This is a genomic window from Micromonospora sp. C51 (assembly GCF_018070435.1).
Taxonomy (GTDB): Bacteria; Actinomycetota; Actinomycetes; order Mycobacteriales; family Micromonosporaceae; genus Micromonospora; species Micromonospora sediminimaris.
The window spans coordinates 82,776-103,425 of sequence record NZ_JAGPXQ010000009.1 but is presented as its reverse complement, the minus strand read 5'-3'; the positions used below and the strand labels follow the sequence as shown (position 1 = coordinate 103,425).

Below are 20,650 nucleotides of genomic sequence, written 5' to 3'. Positions count from 1 at the left end.
TTGGTAAGGGGTGACCATCCTTTCGCACCCGACCGCCAGCCGGCAGCCCGGTTCTCGTCACAGCCCCAGACCGCGGCCGATGATCTCCTTCATGATCTCCGTGGTGCCGCCGTAGATGGTCTGCACCCGGCTGTCCAGCCAGGCCCGCGCCACCGGGTACTCCGCCATGAAGCCGTAGCCACCGTGCAGCTGCACGCACCGGTCGGCCACCCGGTTCTGCAACTCCGTGGTCCACCACTTGGCCTTGGCCGCGTCGGTCACCGACAGCCGGCCGGCGTTGAACTCGGCCACGCAGTGGTTGACGAAGGTCCGCGCGATGGTGACCTCGGTGTCCAGTTCGGCGAGGAGGAACCGGTTGTGCTGGAACTTCCCGATCGGCCGGCCGAACGCCTCCCGGGTACGCGCGTGGTCCAGGGTGAGGGCGAGCAGCCGTTCCGCGGCGGCGACCGCGGCGACGGCGATGCTGAGCCGTTCCCGGGGCAGGTTGGCCATCAGGTGGTAGAAGCCGTGGTTCTCGGTGCCGATGAGGTTGGCGGCCGGCACCCGACAGTCGTCGAAGAAGAGTTCGGCGGTGTCGTTGGCCTTCAACCCGACCTTGGCCAGTCGGCGGCCCCGGGTGAAGCCGGCGGTTCCGGTCTCCACCGCGATCAGGCTCACGCCGTGGGCGCCCTCGTCGGCGGTACGGGCCACCACGATCACCAGGTCGGCCAGTTCACCGTTGGTGATGAACGTCTTCTGCCCGTTGAGCAGGTAGCTGTCGCCGTCGCGGACGGCGGTGGTGCGGACGCCGGCCAGGTCGGAGCCGGCGCCGGGTTCGCTCATCGCGATGGCGGTGACGAGATCGCCGGAGCAGAACCGGGGCAGCCAGCGCTGGCGCTGCTCCTCGGTGGTCAGTTCGGTGAGGTACGGCGCGACCACGTCGTTGTGCAGGCCGAAGCCGAGCCCGGAGCAGCCCGAGTTGACGATCTCCTCGACCAGGACGGCGTTGTACCGGAAGTCCCGCTGTCCGCCGCCGCCGTACTCGGGGTCGACGTCCATCCCGAGCAGTCCGGCGGCACCGGCCTTCCGCCACACCTCGCGGTCGACGATGCCGTCGGCCTCCCAGCCGTCGTGGTGCGGCACGGCCTCGCGGTCCAGGAACCGCCGACACAGGTCCCGGAACTCGTCGTGGTCGGGCTCGTAGAGGTGCTGCTGCATGGCGGCAAGTGTGGCACCGTCCGCGACGTCGTCGCGTGGTCGGTGCCGGCGCTGCGGTGGGGGCGAGCGGGCGGATCAGCGGGCGAGGGCGCGAGCCGCGACGGTGAGGTCGGCGACCAGCCCGTCGTACGCCACGTCCTGGTTGTCGGCCCGGAGCACGGCGGAGGGGTGGATGGTGGCCAGCAGCTGGGCCGGGGGCGCGTCGGTGGTCCCTCCGGCGCTGTCCACCGGTACCCGTTGGAAGTCCTCCGGATGTTGGGCGGCGGCCGGCCAGGGCAGCAGTTCGCCGCGCTGGCGGGTGACCCGGAACGTCGGGCCGAGCAGCGCTTTCGCGGCGGTTGCCCCGAGCACCACGATCACCTCGGGGGTCAACTGGGCGAACTCGGCGACCAGCCAGGGCCGGCAGGCGGTGATGTGTACCCGGTCGGGGGTCTGGTGGATCCGCCGCTTACCGCGTAGTTCGAAGCGGAAGTGCTTCACGGCGTTGGTGAGGTAGATGTGGGCCGGGTCCAGCTTGGCGTCGTCGACCGCCTTGCGCAGCAGCCGGCCGGCGGGGCCGACGAAGGGCAGCCCCTTCTGGTCCTCCATGTCGCCGGGCTGTTCGCCGACGAAGACCACCCGGGCGGTGGCGTCGCCCCGGCCGAAGACGGTCTGTGAGGCGTCCCGGTACAGCTCGCAGCCTCGGCAGCCGGTGGCGGCGGCCCGCAGGTCGTCGAGGGTGTCGGCCTGCGGCGGGATGAACCGCTGTGCGCCGGGCGCGGTGTCGGTGTCGGCCATGGCGACTGTTCTACCCGCTGTGACGCGCCCCACGCGAGCGGGAACGCGGGTTGCTGCCGCTTTCCGCACCCGTTCGGCGAAAGGGGCAGCCCCGGCAGCCCGCGGCAGCCGCGCGGGAGAGACAGCGCGGCCGGCTCACGAAGAGCCAGGCCCACCGAGAGGCAGGGCCCCGCGGAGGGCAGGACCGGGATGCCGCAACTCGGCGTATCCACCGGCCGGGACAACCCGAGATGCCGCAAGCCGGGCCGCCCTACCCAAGCCCTGCCGCAGACCTGCGTCGAATCAGCAACTGCGGGGATGTTGCTGCCCTGAACCCCGACCTGGCCAGCAACTTCCCCGATGTTGCTGGCTCATTACCACGCCGACACAGCAACATCGGGGAAATTGCTGCGTCACCGCCGCCAGGGCGGGTGGGGGCAGGTGGGGGCGACAGGGTTCTGGTCAGGCGGTGAAGTTCGGGGAGGGGGTGGGGCGGGCTGCGCGGGCGACCGCGTCGGCGAGCGCGGGGATCTCCTCCTCGTTCAGGTGGCTGACGGTGATGCGCAGCCCCGGCGGGCCGGCGATCCGGTAGAGCGCGCCCGGCGCGACCGCCCAGCCGGCGTCCCGCAGGGCGGTCAGCGCGCTGGTCTCGTCGTCCACCGGCACCCAGACGTTGATGCCGGTGCGGCCGTGGGCGGGCAGGTCACGGCGGGCGAGGGCGGTGATCAGGGCGTGGCGCCGTCGTTCGTAGCTCGCAGCGGCCCGGTCGACCAGGGCGGTCACCTCCGGATCCTTCCAGAGCGAGAGCACGAGGCGTTGCAGGACGGTGGAGACCCAGCCGGTACCGACCCGGGCTCGGCCGGCCACCCGCGCCACAGTGGTCTCGTCTCCGGCCAGCACAGCCAGGCGCAGGTCTGGGCCGAAGGGCTTGCTGACCGAGCGGAGGAAGGCCCAGTGGGTGGTCGCTCCGGCGAGCGGGTGCAACGGTACGCGGGCCAGCTCGGCGGCGTGATCGTCCTCGATCAACAGCAGGTCGGCCCGGCCGGCGAGCAGGGCACGCAGGGCGCTGGCCCGGTCGGCCGAGACTGCCGCGCCGGTGGGGTTCTGGGCCCGGCTGGTCACGATGAGCGCTCGCGCTCCGGCGGCGAGGGCGGCGGCGACTCCCGCGACGATCGGCCCGTCGTCGTCGACGGGCATTCCGATCGGTCGTAGCCCGAGCGCGGCGAGCAGGTCGAGCAGGCCGGTCCAGCCGGGATCCTCCACGGCTACCGCGTCGCCGTGGCGCAGGTGCGCGCCGAGCAGGCGTTCGATGCCGTCCAAGGCGCCGCCGGTGAGGGTCAGCCCGGGGGCCGGCACCCCGTCGGCGGTCAGCCGTGCCCCGGCCACCTCGGTCATCTCGGGCAGTACGCCGAGGTCGGGATAGGCCACCGGGTCGCCGACGGTATCAGCGAGGGCAGCCAGATGCCGACGCAGCGGCGGCAGCAGTCGCTGGTCGGGTTCGCCTCGGGACAGGTCGCGCAGCCCGGGGGCGGGTGGTGGGCGCAGCGCGGCTCGGCGGGCGGCGACCGGTGGTCGGGGGCGTACCCGGGTGCCGTGCCGGCCGGCGGTGACGACGAGGCCACGGCGACGCAGTTCGGCGTAGGCGCGGGAGACGGTGGCCGGGCTGACGGCCAGGTCGGCGGCGAGAGTGCGCACCGGTGGCAGTGGGTCACCGGGAGCAAGGGCGGCGTCGCGGATGCCGGACTCGATACTGGCCGAAATCTCGGCGGCCGTCGCACCCGTCACCTGATAGCGTACTGACACAAACACAGCATTGTACTAGAACAAAGGTGGAAGCATGTACTCGCCAACCACCCGCACCACCGCCAGTCGTTCCCGGGAGCGGATGAGCTACGACCGCACCGCCAGCCACGCCGTGCTCGACGAGGCGTACCACTGCGTGCTCGGGTTCACTGTGGATGGTGAGCCGCGCGTGCTGCCCACCCTGCACGTACGCATCGGCGACACGCTCTACCTGCACGGATCCACCGGCAGCCGGCCACTGCTCGCCGCCCGCGCCGACGGCCTGCCGGTCTGCGTCGCGGTCACCCTCCTCGACGGACTGGTCTACGGCCGCTCCCAGTTCCACCACAGCGCCAACTACCGGTCGGTCGTCGCGCACGGCACCGCCCACCTGGTCACCGACCCGGGCGAAAAGTCCGACGTGCTGACCGCTCTGGTGGAGAAGGTCGGCACCGGCCGCGCGGCGGACAGTCGCCCGCCGAACCGACGGGAGCTGGCCGAGACCGCCGTGCTGGCGCTGCCGCTGGCGGAGGTGTCGCTGCGCAGCCGCACCGGCGCGGTACGCGACGACCCGGCCGATCTCGACCTGGCGCACTGGGCCGGGGTGGTGCCGCTGCGGCTGACCCCCGGCCTGCCGCAGCCGGACGTCGGGGTCACCGCACCGCTGCCGGCGTACCTGCGTCCGGACCGCTCGCCCTGGCACGAACCGGCGGTGCTGGGCGGCGCACACGTGCTGCTGGAGCCACTCGATGAGGCCCACACCGACGAGTTGTACGCCGCCACCGCCGACGCGGAGGTCTGGCGGCACCTCAGCCGGCCACTGCCGACCGGGCCGGAGCAGCTGCGTGAGGTGATCTCCGCCGCCCTGGCCGAGCAACACCGGCAGGAACGGGTCGCCTGGGCGCAGCGCTGCGCGGTCACCGGCGCGGTGGTCGGCACCACCTCGTACTACGAGATCGACCCGGAGCGTCGGTCGGTGGCGATCGGGCACACCATGCTCGGCCGGCCTTGGTGGCGCACCGGGATCAACACCGAGGCGAAGCTGCTGCTGCTCACCCGCGCCTTCGACGAGCTGGGTGCGGTGCGGGTGGTCTGGCACACCGACATTCGCAACGAGCGTTCGCAGCGCGCCATCGAGCGGCTCGGCGCGACCCGGGAGGGGGTGCTGCGGATGCACCGGTTGCGCCCCGACGGCTCGTGGCGGGACACCGTGCAGTATTCGATGACCGTCGACGAGTGGGCGAAAGCACAGGTCAGCCTGCGGGAAAGGCTTCGTGTCCGGCCCACGTCGGCCCGATGATGTCGGACGTGCTGGGAATCACCGACATCTGGACGTACGTGCTGGGCACCGTGGCCATCGTGCTGCTGCCCGGCCCCAACTCGCTGTTCGTCCTCTCCACCGCCGCGCGGCGCGGCGTCGGCGTCGGCTACCAGGCGGCGAGCGGCGTCTGGGTCGGTGACGCGATCCTGATGTTCCTCTCCGCCGCCGGAGTGGCCTCGCTGCTCAAGGCGTACCCCCCGATCTTCCTCGTGATCAAGTACGCGGGCGCCGCGTACCTGGGCTATGTGGGGTTGACCATGCTGCGTGGGGCGTGGCGGCGCTGGCGGGACCGCAACGACCCGGGCACTCCGCGGTTGATCGACGCCGCAGCGCCGGCGGCGACGCGCAGCCCGTTCCGCAAGGCACTGGTGATCAGTCTGCTCAACCCGAAGGCGATCCTGTTCTTCGTCTCGTTCTTCATCCAGTTCGTCGACCCGACGTACCCCTGGCCCGCGCTGTCGTTCCTGCTGCTCGGTCTGATCGCCCAGGTGACCAGCGCGCTCTACCTGACCGCGCTGATCTTCGCGGGCACCTTCCTGGCTGCCCAGTTCAGCCGGCGCCGCCGGTTGGCGGCCGGCGCGACAAGCGCCGTGGGCGCCCTCTTCCTCGGCTTCGGCCTCAAGCTCGCCCAGGGCTGACGAGACGCACGGGAGCCTCCCGGCGGACGAGCCGCTGCGGTGCCGGCGCGAACGGCGTCAGGTCGTGGCGCGAACGGCCTCAGGTGCCGCCACCTCCGCCGCCACCACCGCCCTCGCCGCCACCGACACCGGCGCCGCCCGCGTCGCCACCGGACGGCGGTCCGGGTGGCAGCGGCCGGTCCGGTGGGCGGCTGACGTGGGCCGACTCGGAGATGGTGGCCGACCAGTCGGCGTGCGCCGCCGCGGCGGCGTGCCGGTTGATGGCCTCGCGCAGCCAGCCGTCCACGGTGCTCACCCAGTCCCGCTGGTCGGCGCCGACGTGCCAGATCCGGAACCGACTGATGCTGGTGTGGGTGATCCCGGCCAGCGCCAGCCGCCGGTCACACCAGAGGATCACCTCCAGGCCGGCGGAGTTCGCTACGAAGATCACCTCCAGTTCGGTGATCGGCCCGGCATAGAGCGGACCGACCCAGAAGCCCCACCGCTGGTGCAGCGGCAGGGCGTGCTCCACGCCGGGCAGCCGGCCGTCGAGCAGGCCGGACTGGCGGACGCTGAAGCCGAGCGTGTCCAGGGCGGCCAGGATGTGCTGCTGGGTCGGCAGCGGGTGAACGAAGACCGGCACCATCGCGCCCTGGTCCAGGGTGGCCTCGATCGCCACCTCGGTACGCAGTCCCATCCGCAGGCTGAGCAACGGCACCCCGCCGTACGTGGTCACCGGTGTCTCCCACGGGATCGGGAACTCGAACGGGATCGACCGGGCTCGCCCGGCCCGCAGCACCAGGGCACCGGCCACCTGGGCCTGGTGAAACTGCACCAGCCGGCGGGGAGCCTCCGGATCGTCCGGCTCGACCGTGCTGACCAGGCCGAGCCGGACGTGCAGGACCGGTACGTCGACGGAACCGGCGATGAGGTTCACCCGCCCCGGCAGGCGCAGGCCGGGGCGGGTGCTCGGGTTGGCCAGCGCGGTCTGCACCGTCAGGCCGGTTCCGCCCGATTCCGGTGACACCCCCGTCAGCCGCACCTGTGGCTCCTATCTGAGCCGGCGTACCGCGCGCGGGATCGGATCGGTCTCGTCGTCGAACTCCCCGATGACCTCCTCCAGCAGGTCCTCCAAAGCGACGAAGCCGACCGGCCGGGTGGGACCACCACCGTTACGGACCAGGGCGAGTTGCGACTGGCGGGCCCGCATCACGGCCACCGCCTCGGTCACGGTGGCGGTGTCGGGGAGCGTGATGGCGTCGTTCATCAGGTCGGCGGCGGTGGCGTCGGGCCGGCCGGCGGTGGCCCGCACCGCCTCCCGTACGTGCACCAGACCGCAGACGTCACCGGCGGCGTCCAGCACCGCCAGCCGTGACCGGCCGCTGTCCCGACTGACCTGCTCGATGCGGCCCGCCGGATCGTTCCGGCGCACGGTCACCATCCGGTCGAACGGCTCCATCACCTGGGCGACCGTCGTGCCCTGCAACTCCAGCATGCTGGTCAGCAGTTCGTGCTGGGCGGCGCCGAGCAGCCCGTGTTCCCGGGACTGTTCGAGCAGCATCCGCAGCTCGTCGGGGCCGTGCACCTGGGCCAGCTGGTCCTGCGGGTTGACCTTCACCAGCCGCAGCATGGCGTTGGCCACCGCGTTGAGCACCGACAGCACCGGACGGGCCACCCGGGCGAAGGCCCGGAACGGCAGGGCCAACAGCAACGCGGACCGTTCCGGGTGGGTGATCGCCCAGGACTTCGGTGCCATCTCACCGACCACCAGGTGCAGGAAGGTGACCAGGCTCAGCGCGAAGATCAACGCGATCACGTGGCTGGCGCCGTACGGCAGACCGACGGCGTGCAGCAGCGGACTGAGCAGCCGCTCGATCGCCGGCTCGGCCAGGGCACCGAGGCCCAGCGTGCACAGGGTGATGCCGAGCTGTGCGCCGGCCAGCATCAGGGACAGCTCGCGTACGCCGTCGAGGGCGGCCCGGGCGGCCCGGCCGCCGCTGGCCGCCGCCTGTTCCAGGCGGTACCGCTTGCTCGCCACCAGGGCGAACTCGGCGGCGACGAAGAAACCGTTGAGGGCCAGCAGGACCACCGAGGTGATCAGCGCGAACCCGGTGCTCATGCCGTCACCTCCGCGTGCCCGTCGATCACCTGGAGGCGGACCGAGTCGGCCACGTGCCGGTCCACCTCCAGCACCTCGACCAGGGCGCGTGGCGGCACCTGCCCGTTGTCGCCGTCGGCCGGCAGGCTGATCTCCAGCCGGTCGCCGACCTCGGGCACCCGGCCCAGCTCCCGCATGACCAGCCCGGAGAGCGTGTCGTACTCGGGTCCTTCGGGCAGGGCGATGCCGGTGCTGTCGGCGACCTCGTCGATACGCCAGCGGGCGGGTACCACCCACGAGCCGTCATCCTGCCGCGCCGGGGCCCGCTCCGGCGGGTCGTCCTCGTCGCGGATCGGGCCGACCAGTTCCTCGGCGATGTCCTCCAGCGTGATGACGCCCGCGAAGCCGCCGTACTCGTCGACCACGCAGGCGAGCTGGCGGTGCCCGGAACGGAGCCGGTCCAGCACGGTGGGCAGCGGCAGCGTCTCGGGTACCAGCAGCGGCGGTACGGCCACCGCGCTGACCGGGGTGGTGGCGCGCTCGGCCGCGGGCACCTGGAGCACGTCGGCGATGCCGATCACGCCAACCAGGTCGTCGACGCCCTCCGCGCCGCGCACCGGGAAGCGGGAGCGGCCGGTGTCGAGCAGTTCGACCACTCGGCTGACCGGCTCGTGCGCGCGCACGGTGTGCACGTCCACCCGGGGCACCATGGCCTCACCGGCCGTCAACTGCCGGAAGTCGAGCCCTCGGTCCAGCAGCTCCGACATGTCAGCGTCGAGGTGCCCCTCCAGCCGGGACTCGGCGATGATCTGCTCCAGGTCCTCCGGGGTGGCGCCGCTGGGCAGTTCCTCGATGGGCTCGATGCCGACCCGCCGTAGCAGCCGCACCGCGGACTTGTCGAAGAGCTTGATCAGCGGGCCGGCGATGGCCAGGTAGGCCAGGGTGGAACGGGCCAGCGCTCGGGCGACCGGTTCGGGGCGGGCGATGGCCAGGTTCTTCGGGGCCAGCTCACCCACGACCATCTGCACCACGGTGGCGATGACCAGGGCCAGCGCGACCGACAGCGGCAGGCTGACGCCGGTGGAGACGCCGGCCACGCCGAGCAGCTCGGCCAGGCCGGCACCGAGGTACGGCTCGGCGACGTAGCCGACCAGCAGGGCGGTCACGGTGATGCCGAGCTGCGCGCCGGAGAGCATGAACGACAGCCGTCCGGCGACCTCCAGGGCCCGGGCGGACGCCTGGTCACCCTCGGCGGCGAGTTGCTTCAGCTTGCCGCGGTCGACCGCGACGTAGCCGAACTCCTGCGCGACGAAGTAGCCCGTCGCGACGGTCAAGACAACGATCAGGAGAAGACCGACGAGGATCAACACGGGAGGTTCAGGGCTCCCGGGGTCGTCGGTGTGTGGGGATGCCGGGGCCTACCCGGCTGGCTACTGCTGCCCTCCTGGGCAGAGGAGTCGATCATGTGGTCATTCTACCGGCGTCACGGCCCGGGCCGGGTGGGTGTGCCTACTGTTTCTGCCGGCCAGGATGGGCGGCACCCGGGACGACCTCCGTCGCCGGGCCGACCTGTGGGGCGCTGGTTCACCGGTCGGCCAGCTCGTCGACGTCGAGCAGGTTCCGGTCGACCCGCCCGGCCCGGTACGCGGCCCGACCGATCATCTGCGCGGCGACCGGAGCGGTGGCCAGCTGAAAGACGCCGACGAGAACGATCATGCCGAGGTCGGCCGGACTGCGCAGCCGGAGACCCACCCCCAGCAGCAGGAGCAGCACGCCGAGCACCTGCGGCTTGGTGGCCGCGTGCATGCGGCTCAGCGTGTCCGGGAAACGCAGCACTCCGATGGCGGCGGCCAGGCTCAGCAGCGCACCGGCGGTCAGGCTGACGACAGCCAGCCAGTCCGCGACGGCACCGGGTGTCATGGCCGGTCCCGGACGGCGAAACGGACAAGCGACACCGATCCGACGAAGCCGAGTAGGGCGAGCACCACCAGCACCGGCAGGGTGGTGGCGTGCCGGTTGACTGCCGCCTCCGCGCCGACGGCACCGACCATGGTCGCGAGCAGCATGTCGGCGGCGACGACCCGGTCCAGCAGGCTCGGACCCCGGTAGAGGCGGACGAGGGCCAGCAGGGCGGTCACCGACAGCAGGGTGGTGAGGACGACGGCGAGGAAGACGGTCACGGGAACTCCTTGTCAACGGGTCCGGTGCGCAGCCGGCGCAGCTCGGCGTTCGAGCCGATCGTCGCGACGATCCGCCGTTCCACGGCACGGACCTGGTCGCGGCTGGCGGCGAGGGCGGTGGGGCCGCGTACGTCGAGCACGTGGACGTAGAGCATTCCGGCGTCCCGGTCCACCTCGATGATCAACGTGCCGGGCACCAGGGAGAGCACTTCGGCGGTGAGGGCCAGATTGAGGTCGGTGGGCAGCCGCAGCCGTACGCCGATGATGGCTGAACGGGGCGTGTAGCCGGGTTGCACCGCGATCCGGGCGACGTGGACGCTGGCCCGGACCAGCTCGACGACGAACCGGCCGCCGAACACCACCAGACCCCACAGGCGGAGCCGGCCGTGGAAGGTCACCGGGGGCAGTGGGAAGAACAGCAGCACCACGCCGGCGGTCAGCAGCCCGCCCAGCAGGTTGCCCCAGGTGAACTCCCCCCAGAACAGGTTCCAGGCCAGCACCAGCCAGCCGTAGGCGATCAGCTGGTCACGCCACCGACCCGTCCGGGTCCGCTGGTCCGGCGGTGCGGGCGGCTCGACGCCGGGCGCGGTCATGACGCCCCGCCGGGCAGGACAGCGCGCACGTACGGGGTGCGCTCGATCAGATCCGCCGCCGCCCGCCCGGTGAAGTCGAACAACGGCCCCGCCACGAAGGTCAACGACACGCCGAGCGCCACCAGGGCGACCGTGGCGCCAACCATCAACGCCGGCAGCGGGGCGGTCGGCGCGACCGTTTCGCAGGGTGAGCGCCAGAAGGCGATGTTCCACACCCGACTCGCCACGTAGAGGGTGAGCAGGCTGGTCACGGTGCCGACGGCCACCAGCGTCCAGGGCAGCGGCCCGCCCACCGCGACACCGGCCTGGAGCAGGCCGAGCTTGCCCAGAAAACCCGAGAACGGTGGAATGCCGGCCAGGTTCATCGCGGAGACGAAGAAGAGCACGCCGACCATGGGTGCCAACCGGGCCAACCCGCCGAGGCGGCGCAGGTCGGTGCTGCCGGCCCGTTGCTCGACCAACCCGGAGATCAGGAACAGGGTGGTCTGGATGGTGATGTGGTGAACCACGTAGAAGATGGCACCGACCAGCCCGGCGACCGTGCTCAGGCCCACTCCGAAGATCATGTAGCCGATGTGGCTGACCAGCGTGAACGACAGCAGCCGCTTGATGTCCGACTGGGCCACCGCGCCGAGGATGCCGACCAGCATGGTCAGCCCGGCCGCCACCATCAGCAGTTCCCCTGCCTGCTGCCCCGGAAAGAGCAGGGTCTGGGTCCGGATGATCGCGTACACGCCCACCTTGGTCAGCAGGCCGGCGAAGACCGCGGTGACCGGGGCCGGGGCCGTGGGGTAGCTGTCCGGCAGCCAGGCCGACAGCGGGAAGACCGCCGCCTTGATGCCGAAGGCCACCAAGAGCATCAGTTGCAGGCTCAGGCGTACGCCGTCCGGTAGCGCGTCCAGCCGCGCGGTGAGCTGGGCCAGGTTGAGGGTGCCGGTGGCCGCGTAGACCAGGCCCACCGAGATCAGGAAGATCATCGACGCCAGGATGTTGACCATGACGTAGGTGGAACCGGTGCGGATGCGCGGACCGGTGCCGTTGAGGGTGATCAGGACGAAGCTGGCGGCGAGCAGCATCTCGAAGCCGACGAAGAGGTTGAACAGGTCGCCGGCGAGGAATGCGTTGCACACGCCGGCGGTCAGCACCAGATAGGTGGGGTGGAAGATCGCCACCGGGGATCTCTCCCCGGTCTCCGCCTGGCCCTGCCCGATCGAGTACAGCAGCACACAGAGGGTCACCGCCGAGGAGACCACCAGCATCAGCGCGGCCAACTGGTCGGCGACCAGCACGATGCCCACCGGTGCCGGCCAGCCGCCGATCTGCACCACAAGTGGCCCCTGGCGGTACGCCTGCACCAGCAGCACCACCGCCACCGACAGGCTGATGCTCAGGCAACCCACGCTGACCGTTCGCTGGATCTGCGGCCGGCCCGCCAGCAGCAGGGTCAGCGCGGCACCCAGCAGCGGCAGCACCACCGGCAGCGGCACGAGCGTGCTCATCGCCGCCACCGGGCCGGCCCGGTCGACGCGTACCGGATCATCCCGGGCCCTCCTCGCGGTGTGGGGCCGGCGCGTCGACCTGCTGGGGGTCGGCCGTCGGCGGCTCGCCGGTGAGGTCCGCGACGGACATCTCCCGTTGGGCGGCCCGGCGGACGATCTCCCGGTCCTCGATGTCGTCGGGCACCTCGTCGTCGCCGCTGAGGTACCAGCTGCGGTAGCTGATCGCCAACAGGAAGGCGGTGAAGCCGAAGGTGATCACGATGGCGGTGAGCACCATGGCCTGGGGCAGAGCGTCGCTCATCGCCGCCTCGTCGCTGACGCCGACCACCGGCGCCGCCCCGGATCGGCCGCCGAAGACGATCAACAGGTTCACGCCGTTGCCGATCAGGACGACGCCGAGCAGAACCCGGCTCAGGCTGCGTTCCAGCAGCAGGGTCACGCCGCAGCCGACGAGTACCCCGATCGTGACGAAGGAGACCAAATTCGCTCCGGTGGCCCTCACCGTGCCTCCCCTCGCCGGCCGGCCAGCCCGCCATCGGCCTCGCCGGCCGCCTCGATGTGCCGGTCCACCTCGGCGCCGAGGCTGCGTAGCACGTCCAGCGCCAGACCGATCACCACCAGGTACACACCGACGTCGAAGAAGAGGGAGGTGACCAGGTAGAAGTGGCCGATCAACGGCAGCCAGAGGTCGACGGTGGTGCTCTCCAGCACGGTGCCGCCGACGATCAGGGACACCACCCCGCTGCCGACCGAGAGCAACAGGCCGGCACCGAGCACCGTGCCGGCACCGATCGGCGCCGCCTCGACCAGTTCGTACCGGCCACCGGCGAGGTACCGCATGGTCAGCGCGAGGCTGGCCACCAGCCCACCGGCGAAGCCACCACCGGGCGCGTTGTGCCCGGAGAAGAGCAGATAGAGCGAGAAGAGCACGGCGGTGTGCGAGATCAGGCGGGTGACCACCTCCAACACGATCGACCGCTGCCTCTCGTGCAGCGTGGCCCCGCCGCGCAGCCAGACCGCCCGTCCGGCGGGTGCCTCGTCCTCCGCGACCTCCCGCCGACGAGGACGCGGCCCGGTGCGCGACTGGTGGAAGATGAGACTTGCCACTCCGGTGGCCGCGGCCACCAGCACCGCCATCTCCCCCAGGGTGTCCCAGGCACGGATGTCCACCAGGGTCACGTTGACCACGTTGCGGCCGTGCCCCTGCTCCACCGCCAGGTGCGGAAAGTCCTCCGAGATGGAGCGGGCCTGCCGGGCCGCCGCGGCTCCGACGGCCAGCGCGGCCACGGTCGTACCGACGATCACCCCGATCGTCCGCCGGATCCAGCGACTGCGCCGCAGTGGCCGCATCGAGAACCGCTCGGGCAGTCGGCGCAGCACCAGCACGAAGATCGCGATGGTCATGGTCTCCACGAGGAACTGGGTCAGCGCCAGGTCGGGCGCGCCGTAGAGCACGAACAACATGGCGGTGCCGTAACCGGTCATGCCGACCAGGAGCATCGCGGTCAGCCGCCGGGTGGCACCCACGGCGAGCAGAGCGGCGACGCAGACCACCAGCAGCACCACCGGTTGCGCGGGCGTGGCCCACAAATCCAGTGGCTGCTCCCAGGGTTGGATGAGGATCACCGCCCCGCCCGGCACCGCAGCCAGGACGATCAGGATCAGACCGAGGTACTGCGGCAGCGACCCCCGCTGGGTGACGCTTGTGACGCCCACCGCGGCCTGGTCGAAGCGGTGGGTGATCAACTCGTACCCCCGCTGGCCGGTGACCGGCCAACGCAGCCGGGCCAGCGCCGGTGCCAGTGGACCGCGCAGCGCGAACAGCGCCGTACCACCCGCCAGGGCCAGCGCGGACAGCCCGAGCGCGGGGGTGAGCCCGTGCCACAGGGCCAGGTGTTTCCCGACGGTGCCGAAGAGTTCCGGGTACGGACGGAGCAGGTGATCCAGCGCTCCCGCGGCCGGGCCGGCGACGAGTCCGACGACGGCCAGCAGGGCCGGTGGGGCCAGCAGCGTCGGCTCGATCCGTCCCAGGTCGGTGGCGGCGGCGCCGGGTCGGTCGGCGAACGCGCCCCAGACGAACCTGATGCTGTACGCGACGGTGAGCACGGTGCCGACCACGAGTACCGCCAGGACCAGCGGCCGGTCGGCGAAGGCGGCGAACACGGCCTCCTTGGCGACGAAGCCGAGCAGGGGTGGCAGTCCAGCCATCGAGGCGGCGGCGAGCACGGCCACCCCGGTCAGCACCGGCGCGGTGCGCCGCAGTCCCGACAACTCGCGCAGATCCCGGGTCCCGGCACCGTGGTCGATCACGCCGACCACGAGGAACAGCGCCGCCTTGAACAGCGCGTGAGCGAGCAGCATGGCGACTCCGGCGAGCGCGGCGTCCGCCGTGCCCACCCCGACGACCACCGTCAACAGCCCGAGCTGGCTGACCGTGCCGTGTGCCAGCAGCAGCTTCAGGTCGGTCTGCCGTAACGCCGCCCAACCACCGACAAGCATGGTGGCCAGGCCGGCGATCAGCACCACCGGACGCCACGGGCCGACCACGGCGAGCACCGGGGTCAGCAGGCCGAGCAGGTAGACACCGGCCTTCACCATCGCCGCCGCGTGCAGGTACGCGCTGACCGGCGTCGGTGCGGCCATCGCCACCGGCAGCCATGAGGTGAAGGGCAGCACCGCCGACTTCGACAGCGCACCGACCAAAATCAGCAGCACCGCGACGACCAGGTACGCCCCGCCGGGCAGCGGCTGCTGGGCCAACTCCGACCAGCGGTAGGTGCCGGCGTGGTGACCGAGCATGAGGAACCCGACAAGCATGGCGAGGCCGCCGAAGGTGGTCACGGTCAGCGCCTGGGCGGCTGCCCAGCGGCTCGACCGCCGCTCCGTGCTGTGGCCGATCAGCAGGTACGAGAAGACGGTGGTGAGCTCCCAGCAGACGTAGAGCAGCAGCAGATCGTCGGCGAGGACCAGCCCGAGCATCGCCCCGGCGAAGGCGACCAGCACGCCGGCGAACCGCGAGTTGCCGAGCGCGTCGGGCGGAAGGTAGCGGGCGCAGTAGCCGAGCACCAGCGCACCGACCCCACCGACCAGCAGGGTCATCAGCCAGGACAGGGTGGTCATCCGCAGCGCCAGGTCCAGGCCCAGTTCCGAAATCCAGGGGTACGTCTCGACCACCGCACCGCCGTGGGCCACGTCGGGTGTGCGTACCAGTGCCCAGCCGAAGGCGGTCGCCGGCACCAGGGCCAGCAGGTAACAGGCGCGCGGACCCCAGCGGCGGACCAGCAGCGGCGCCACAACGGCCGCCACGAGGTGCAGGATCAGCAGTACGAGCACACGCGCTCCCGGTCGAGGTGGCCGAGACGCCCCACGGGGGTTGGGGGTCTAGCAGCGATCAGACGACAGTTCAGCGCGCGATGCGTGGTTTTCCCGAAGTAAACACACTTTCGCCGGCAAAGCGGCGGAAAACCGGTAACGACCGAATCAGTTGTGCGCGGCGACGTCCGTCGCGGCGCTGTCACCGCGACTCGGGCGGCCCTCGACGACCAGGTCCGGCCGGCCCAGTTGGGACGCGGCCCGGTTGACCAGTCGCTGCGCGGCGGCCAGGGACCGTACGGACAACAACCGGCCGCGGCTCTCGCGGCGCAGGACGAAGTAGTGCACGGCGGCCCGCACCTGGGCTCGGTCGGCGGCGCTGGCCTGCGCGGTGGAGACGACCAGCTCGCGCAGGCAACTGGCGAGCCGCTCGGCCAGTTCGAGTTCCGGGCCGTGCAGCCCGGCGCGCAGGGCGGTGACGTGGCTGTCCACCTTGCGGATCAGGATGTCGGTGCCGGGCCTTGAACTCCGCTCCTCGACGGCCATCCGACCCCCCTCCGCCGCTCGCCACACCGCGAGTGAAGTTACTTTATGTTGCCCCGCAAGAGCAAGCAGTTAAGTGAGACTTAACGGATTCTTGGCGCAAGTCACCTCAAACGCCTTAACAGGTGATTCGCCGCCCGGCTCGCGACGGACGAATGTCGGTGCCCGGGGGCAGGATTGGTTCGTGGCGGATTCCAGCACGACCCCGGGCGAGCAGGTGCTCTCCCGGTTCGGCCCGGCGACCCGGGAATGGTTCGATGCGGCGTTCGCCGCGCCGACGGCGGCGCAGGCCGGTGCCTGGAACGCGGTGGCCGCCGGCCGGCACGCCCTGGTCGTGGCGCCCACCGGATCCGGCAAGACCCTCGCCGCGTTCCTGTGGTCACTCGACCGACTGTCCCGCGAGACGACCCCCGCCGACCCTCGACAGCGCTGCCGGGTGCTCTACGTCAGTCCGCTCAAGGCGCTCGCGGTCGACGTCGAGCGCAACCTCCGCGCCCCGCTCACCGGCATCCGGCAGGCCGCCACCCGGCTCGCCCTGCCCCCGCCGGAGATCACCGTCGGGATGCGTACCGGCGACACCCCCGCCGACGAGCGGCGGGCCTTCGCCCGCACCCCGCCGGACATCCTGATCACCACGCCGGAGTCGCTGTTCCTGCTGCTCACCTCCGCCGCACGGGACTCCCTGCGGGGCGTGGAGACGGTGATTGTCGACGAGGTGCACGCGGTCGCCGGCACCAAACGCGGCGCTCACCTGGCCCTCTCCCTGGAGCGGCTCGACGAGTTGCTGCCCGCCCCGGCACAGCGCATCGGGCTCTCCGCCACCGTCCGACCGCTGGACGAGTGTGCCCGCTTTCTCGGCGGCGCCCGCCCGGTCGAGGTGGTGGCCCCGGCCACCGCCAAGACGATCGAGGTCAGCGTCCAGGTGCCGGTGGAGGACATGACCCGCCTCGACGAGCAGCCGACGCCGGAGGACGACCTCGCCGGCCCCCGCACGGCGTCCATCTGGCCGGCCGTGGAGGAACGGGTCTTCGCCCTGATCAGGGCGCACCGCTCGACGATCGTCTTCACCAACTCCCGACGCAGCGCCGAACGCCTCTGCGCCCGGCTCAACGAGCTGGCCGCGGATGAGACGGCCGCGACACCACCCACCACCGGTCCGGCCAGCCGGACACCGGCCGAGATGATGGCCCAGGCCGGCGCGGTGTCCGGTGCCCCGCCGGTGATCGCCCGGGCGCACCACGGCAGCGTCTCCCGGGAGGAACGCCGGCAGATCGAGGAGGCGCTCAAGGCGGGCCGGCTGCCGGCCGTGGTGGCCACCTCCAGCCTCGAACTCGGCATCGACATGGGCGCGGTCGACCTGGTCGTGCAGATCGAGGCACCGCCGAGCGTGGCCGCCGGCCTGCAACGGGTCGGCCGGGCCGGGCACCAGGTCGGCGCGGTGTCGCGGGGGGTGGTCCTGCCCAAGCACCGGGGAGACCTGCTCTCCTGTGCCGTGGTCGCCGAGCGGATGGGCGAGGCCGCCATCGAGGAGCTGCACCATCCCCGCAATCCCCTGGACGTGCTCGCCCAACAGGTCGTCGCGATGGTCGCCCTGGACGAGTGGCGGGTCGGCGACCTGGCGGCCGTCATCCGTCGGGCCGCGCCCTTCGCCGAGCTGCCCGACTCCGCGCTGCACGCCGTCCTGGACATGCTCTCCGGCCGCTACCCGTCGACCGCCTTCGCCGAGCTTCGCCCCCGGGTGGTGTGGGATCGCGCCACCGACGTGCTGACCGGCCGTCCGGGCGCGCAACGGCTGGCGGTGACCAGTGGCGGCACCATTCCCGACCGGGGCCTGTTCGGCGTCTTCCTGGCCGGGGCGGAACGGGCCGCCCGGGTCGGCGAACTGGACGAGGAGATGGTCTACGAGTCCCGCGTCGGCGACGTCTTCCTGCTCGGTTCCTCGTCCTGGCGGATCGAGGAGATCACGCCGGACCGGGTGCTGGTTTCCCCCGCCCCCGGGCAGGCGGCGAAGATGCCGTTCTGGAAGGGCGACCAGCCGGGCCGGCCGGTGGAACTGGGCCGGGCGATCGGCGCCCGGGTGCGTGCCCTGCTCCGGCAGGACACCGAGCAGGCCACCGCCACGCTGCGGGCCACCGGGTTGGACGACTGGGCCGCCGGAAACCTCCTGACCTACCTGCACGAGCAACGGGCGGCGACCCGGGCCCTGCCGGACGACCGGACGGTCGTCGTCGAGCGCTTCCGCGACGAGTTGGGTGACTGGCGGCTGGCCGTGCACAGCGTCCTGGGCGCCCGGGTCAACGCACCCTGGGCGTTGGCCATCGGCCGCCGGCTGGCCGAGCGCTACGGCGTCGACGCGCAGGTGATGCCCGCCGACGACGGGATCGTGGTCCGGCTGCCGGACACCGCCGACACTCCGCCCGGCGCCGACGTGGTGGCCTTCGATCCGGAGGAGATCGCCCAGCTGGTCGAGGAGTCGGTCGGCACTTCCGCGCTGTTCGCCGCCCGGTTCCGGGAGTGCGCCGCCCGGTCGCTGCTGCTGCCGCGCCGGGATCCGCGCCGCCGCCAGCCGCTCTGGCAGCAACGGCAACGCGCCGCCCAACTGCTCGACGTGGCCCGCGAGTACGCCGACTTCCCGGTCACCCTGGAGGCGGCACGGGAGTGCCTCCAGGACGTCTTCGATCTGCCCGCCCTGACCGAGGTCATGCGCGACCTGGCCGGCCGCCGGGTGCGCCTGGTCGAGGTGGAGAGCGCCCGTCCGTCCCCGTTCGCCCGCTCGCTGCTCTTCGGCTACGTCGGTGCCTTCCTCTACGAGGGCGACGCGCCGCTGGCGGAACGCCGGGCCGCCGCCCTCACCCTGGACTCGGCCCTGCTCGGTGAGTTGCTCGGCCGGGTCGACCTGCGCGAGCTGCTCGACCCGGCGGTGCTCGCCGAGACCGAACGACAACTGCGCTGGCTCACCGCTCAACGTCGTACCCGCGACGCCGAGGACGTGGTCGAGCTGCTGCGGCAGCTCGGCGATCTGAGCACCGGTGAGCTGGCCGAGCGCGGGGCACCCGAGGCGTGGCTGACCGAGCTGGCCGCCGCGCGGCGGGTGCTGCGGGTGCGCATCGCCGGGCAGGAACGCTGGGTCGGCGTCGAGGATGCCGGCCGGCTCCGGGACGCTCTCGGCGTCGCCCTACCGGTCGGTATCGCCGAGGCGTACCTCGAACCGGTCGCCGACCCGCTCGGCGACCTGGTGGCCCGGTACGCTCGCACCCACACCCCGTTCACCGCCGCCGGCTGCGCGGCCCGCTTCGGGCTCGGGGTCTTCGTGGTCGAGCAGACACTGCGCCGGTTGGCCGCCACCGGCCGGGTGGTCTCCGGCGAGTTCACCCCGGACACGGCCGGCACCCAGTGGTGCGACGCCGAGGTGCTGCGCCTGCTGCGCCGCCGTTCCCTCGCCGCGCTACGCCGCGAGATCGAGCCGGTACCACCGCAGGCCCTGGCCACCTTCCTGCCCCGCTGGCAGCAGGTGGGCTCGTCGGCTCGCGGGGTCGAGGCGGTGGCCGCGACGATCGAGCAGTTGCAAGGTGCCTCGGTGCCCGCGTCGGCGCTGGAACGGCTGGTACTGCCCGCCCGGGTCGCCGACTACTCCCCCGCCCAGCTCGACGAGCTGTGCGCCAGTGGCGAGGTGCTGTGGGCCGGCGCAGGGTCGATCTCCGGTGGGGACGGCTGGGTCAGCCTGGCGTACGCCGACTCGGCTCCGCTGCTGCTCCCGCCGCCGGATGACACCCTCGCCCGTACGCCTCTGCACGACGCGGTGCTGGACGCCCTCGACGACGGGCAGGCGCTGTTCTTCCGGCCCCTGGCCGATCGGGTCGGCGCCACTGACGACGCCGAGCTGACCGCGGTCATCTGGGACCTAGTCTGGGCCGGTCACCTCACCAACGACACCCTGGCGCCAATGCGGGCGGTGCTGGGCGCCGGCGGCGCGCACCGCGCCCGCCCGACCGCGGCCCGTGGGCGTTACCGCCGCCCGGGACGGGTGGCACTGCCCAGTCGTGGTGGGCCGCCCACGGTGGCCGGGCGCTGGTCGCGGTTGCCGGAGCGGGACACCGACCCGACCCGCCGCGCCGCCGCGCTCGCCGACGTCCTGCTGGAACGGCACGGCGTGCTGACCCGGGGCGCGGTCGTGGCCGAGCAGGTGGCGGGGGGTTTCGCCGCCGTCTACCCGGTGCTGTCCGCGCTGGAGGAGCGCGGCGCGGCCCGGCGGGGCTACTTCGTCGACGGGCTGGGCGCGGCGCAGTTCGCGGTGCCCGGCGCGGTGGACCGGATCCGTGCCGGCGCCGACCCGCTCGACGGTGGCCGGCGGGTCGGGGCCACGGTGGTGTTGGCGGCCACCGATCCCGCGAACCCGTACGGTGCGGCGCTGCCCTGGCCGGAGCGCGCCGTCGATTCCGGTGACGCGACCTCACCGCCGACCACCGGGCACCGGGCAGGTCGCAAGGCCAGGGCGCTGGTCGTGCTGGTCGAGGGCGAGTTGGCGCTCTACGTGGAGCGGGGCGGGCGGACGCTGCTCTCCTTCACCGACGATGTCGATGCGCTGGGCGCGGCCGGCAAGGCCCTGGCCGACGCCGTTCATTCCGGCGCGCTGGGCCCGATCTCGGTGGAACGCGCCGACGGCGAGTCCGTACGCTCGTCGCCGCTGCGCGACGCACTGACCGCCGCCGGATTCCGCACCACCCCGCGCGGCCTCCGGCTGCGTACCTAGAC

General features: G+C 72.3%; 16 protein-coding genes. 3 read left to right on the top strand and 13 right to left on the bottom strand.

Annotation, left to right across the window (positions count from 1 at the left end; translation table 11 throughout):
- Positions 1-57: 57 nt before the first annotated feature.
- The 3 genes from KBX50_RS13060 to KBX50_RS13050 form a co-directional block, all read right to left on the bottom strand.
- Positions 58-1,197: an acyl-CoA dehydrogenase family protein gene (locus KBX50_RS13060; protein ID WP_210937293.1), complete on the bottom strand. Its 1,140-nt coding sequence runs from the start codon at positions 1,195-1,197 to the stop codon at positions 58-60.
- 75 nt (positions 1,198-1,272) lie between these two features.
- Positions 1,273-1,974: a UdgX family uracil-DNA binding protein gene (locus KBX50_RS13055; RefSeq protein ID WP_210937292.1), complete on the bottom strand. Its 702-nt coding sequence runs from the start codon at positions 1,972-1,974 to the stop codon at positions 1,273-1,275.
- 441 nt (positions 1,975-2,415) lie between these two features.
- Entirely contained in the window at positions 2,416-3,756 is a 1,341-nt protein-coding gene (locus KBX50_RS13050) for an aminotransferase class I/II-fold pyridoxal phosphate-dependent enzyme (RefSeq protein ID WP_210937291.1), read from the bottom strand.
- 34 nt (positions 3,757-3,790) lie between these two features.
- Here KBX50_RS13050 and KBX50_RS13045 point away from each other — a divergent pair, with 34 nt between their 5' ends.
- Together KBX50_RS13045 and leuE are read left to right on the top strand one after the other, a co-directional pair.
- The gene (locus KBX50_RS13045) at positions 3,791-5,035 is read left to right on the top strand and encodes a bifunctional pyridoxamine 5'-phosphate oxidase family protein/GNAT family N-acetyltransferase (protein WP_210937290.1); all 1,245 of its coding nucleotides are present in this window, start codon (positions 3,791-3,793) and stop codon (positions 5,033-5,035) included.
- Positions 5,032-5,694 carry a leucine efflux protein LeuE gene (leuE, locus tag KBX50_RS13040; protein WP_210937289.1) on the top strand — a complete coding sequence of 221 codons (663 nt, stop codon included), beginning with the start codon at positions 5,032-5,034 and terminating at the stop codon, positions 5,692-5,694. Before KBX50_RS13045 ends, leuE begins: the two co-directional genes overlap by 4 nt.
- Before the next feature lie 79 nt (positions 5,695-5,773).
- Here the strand turns inward: leuE and KBX50_RS13035 are convergent, their stop codons facing one another.
- The 10 genes from KBX50_RS13035 to KBX50_RS12990 all read right to left on the bottom strand — a co-directional run bounded on the left by KBX50_RS13035 (position 5,774) and on the right by KBX50_RS12990 (position 15,901).
- Entirely contained in the window at positions 5,774-6,715 is a 942-nt protein-coding gene (locus KBX50_RS13035) for a sporulation protein (protein WP_210937288.1), read from the bottom strand.
- Positions 6,716-6,724: 9 nt separating this feature from the next.
- On the bottom strand, positions 6,725-7,792 hold the full coding sequence (locus KBX50_RS13030) for a hemolysin family protein (RefSeq protein WP_210937287.1): 1,068 nt from the start codon (positions 7,790-7,792) through the stop codon (positions 6,725-6,727).
- Positions 7,789-9,141 carry a hemolysin family protein gene (locus KBX50_RS13025; RefSeq protein ID WP_210937286.1) on the bottom strand — a complete coding sequence of 451 codons (1,353 nt, stop codon included), beginning with the start codon at positions 9,139-9,141 and terminating at the stop codon, positions 7,789-7,791. Before KBX50_RS13025 ends, KBX50_RS13030 begins: the two co-directional genes overlap by 4 nt.
- A gap of 214 nt (positions 9,142-9,355) precedes the next feature.
- A complete protein-coding gene (gene mnhG, locus KBX50_RS13020) occupies positions 9,356-9,691 on the bottom strand; it encodes a monovalent cation/H(+) antiporter subunit G (RefSeq protein ID WP_093410188.1) in 336 nt (111 codons plus the stop codon).
- Positions 9,688-9,951 carry a monovalent cation/H+ antiporter complex subunit F gene (locus KBX50_RS13015; protein WP_210937285.1) on the bottom strand — a complete coding sequence of 88 codons (264 nt, stop codon included), beginning with the start codon at positions 9,949-9,951 and terminating at the stop codon, positions 9,688-9,690. Before KBX50_RS13015 ends, mnhG begins: the two co-directional genes overlap by 4 nt.
- A complete protein-coding gene (locus KBX50_RS13010; protein WP_210937284.1) occupies positions 9,948-10,544 on the bottom strand; it encodes a Na+/H+ antiporter subunit E in 597 nt (198 codons plus the stop codon). Before KBX50_RS13010 ends, KBX50_RS13015 begins: the two co-directional genes overlap by 4 nt.
- Entirely contained in the window at positions 10,541-12,043 is a 1,503-nt protein-coding gene (locus KBX50_RS13005) for a Na+/H+ antiporter subunit D (RefSeq protein ID WP_210937283.1), read from the bottom strand. Before KBX50_RS13005 ends, KBX50_RS13010 begins: the two co-directional genes overlap by 4 nt.
- A 37-nt stretch (positions 12,044-12,080) precedes the next feature.
- Positions 12,081-12,545 (bottom strand): Na(+)/H(+) antiporter subunit C, encoded by a 465-nt coding sequence (locus tag KBX50_RS13000; protein WP_210937282.1) that lies wholly within the window; start codon positions 12,543-12,545, stop codon positions 12,081-12,083.
- Positions 12,542-15,376 carry a Na+/H+ antiporter subunit A gene (locus KBX50_RS12995; protein WP_210937281.1) on the bottom strand — a complete coding sequence of 945 codons (2,835 nt, stop codon included), beginning with the start codon at positions 15,374-15,376 and terminating at the stop codon, positions 12,542-12,544. Before KBX50_RS12995 ends, KBX50_RS13000 begins: the two co-directional genes overlap by 4 nt.
- Before the next feature lie 147 nt (positions 15,377-15,523).
- Positions 15,524-15,901, bottom strand: coding sequence for a hypothetical protein (locus KBX50_RS12990; RefSeq protein WP_210937280.1), 378 nt, complete (start codon positions 15,899-15,901; stop codon positions 15,524-15,526).
- Positions 15,902-16,082: 181 nt separating this feature from the next.
- On the opposite strand from KBX50_RS12990, the gene KBX50_RS12985 reads away from it, so the two are divergent.
- The gene (locus tag KBX50_RS12985; protein WP_307870942.1) at positions 16,083-20,648 is read left to right on the top strand and encodes an ATP-dependent helicase; all 4,566 of its coding nucleotides are present in this window, start codon (positions 16,083-16,085) and stop codon (positions 20,646-20,648) included.
- The last annotated feature ends 2 nt before the right edge of the window (positions 20,649-20,650 follow it).

Bases quoted from the DNA above. Each gene is read 5' to 3' on its own strand.
- KBX50_RS13060 (WP_210937293.1), bottom strand. From the start codon at position 1,197: ATGCAGCAGCACCTCTACGAGCCCGACCACGACGAGTTCCGGGACCTG.
- KBX50_RS13055 (WP_210937292.1), bottom strand. From the start codon at position 1,974: ATGGCCGACACCGACACCGCGCCCGGCGCACAGCGGTTCATCCCGCCG.
- KBX50_RS13045 (WP_210937290.1), top strand. From the start codon at position 3,791: ATGTACTCGCCAACCACCCGCACCACCGCCAGTCGTTCCCGGGAGCGG.
- leuE (WP_210937289.1), top strand. From the start codon at position 5,032: ATGATGTCGGACGTGCTGGGAATCACCGACATCTGGACGTACGTGCTG.
- KBX50_RS13030 (WP_210937287.1), bottom strand. From the start codon at position 7,792: ATGAGCACCGGGTTCGCGCTGATCACCTCGGTGGTCCTGCTGGCCCTC.
- mnhG (WP_093410188.1), bottom strand. From the start codon at position 9,691: ATGACACCCGGTGCCGTCGCGGACTGGCTGGCTGTCGTCAGCCTGACC.
- KBX50_RS13010 (WP_210937284.1), bottom strand. From the start codon at position 10,544: ATGACCGCGCCCGGCGTCGAGCCGCCCGCACCGCCGGACCAGCGGACC.
- KBX50_RS13005 (WP_210937283.1), bottom strand. From the start codon at position 12,043: ATGAGCACGCTCGTGCCGCTGCCGGTGGTGCTGCCGCTGCTGGGTGCC.
- KBX50_RS12990 (WP_210937280.1), bottom strand. From the start codon at position 15,901: ATGGCCGTCGAGGAGCGGAGTTCAAGGCCCGGCACCGACATCCTGATC.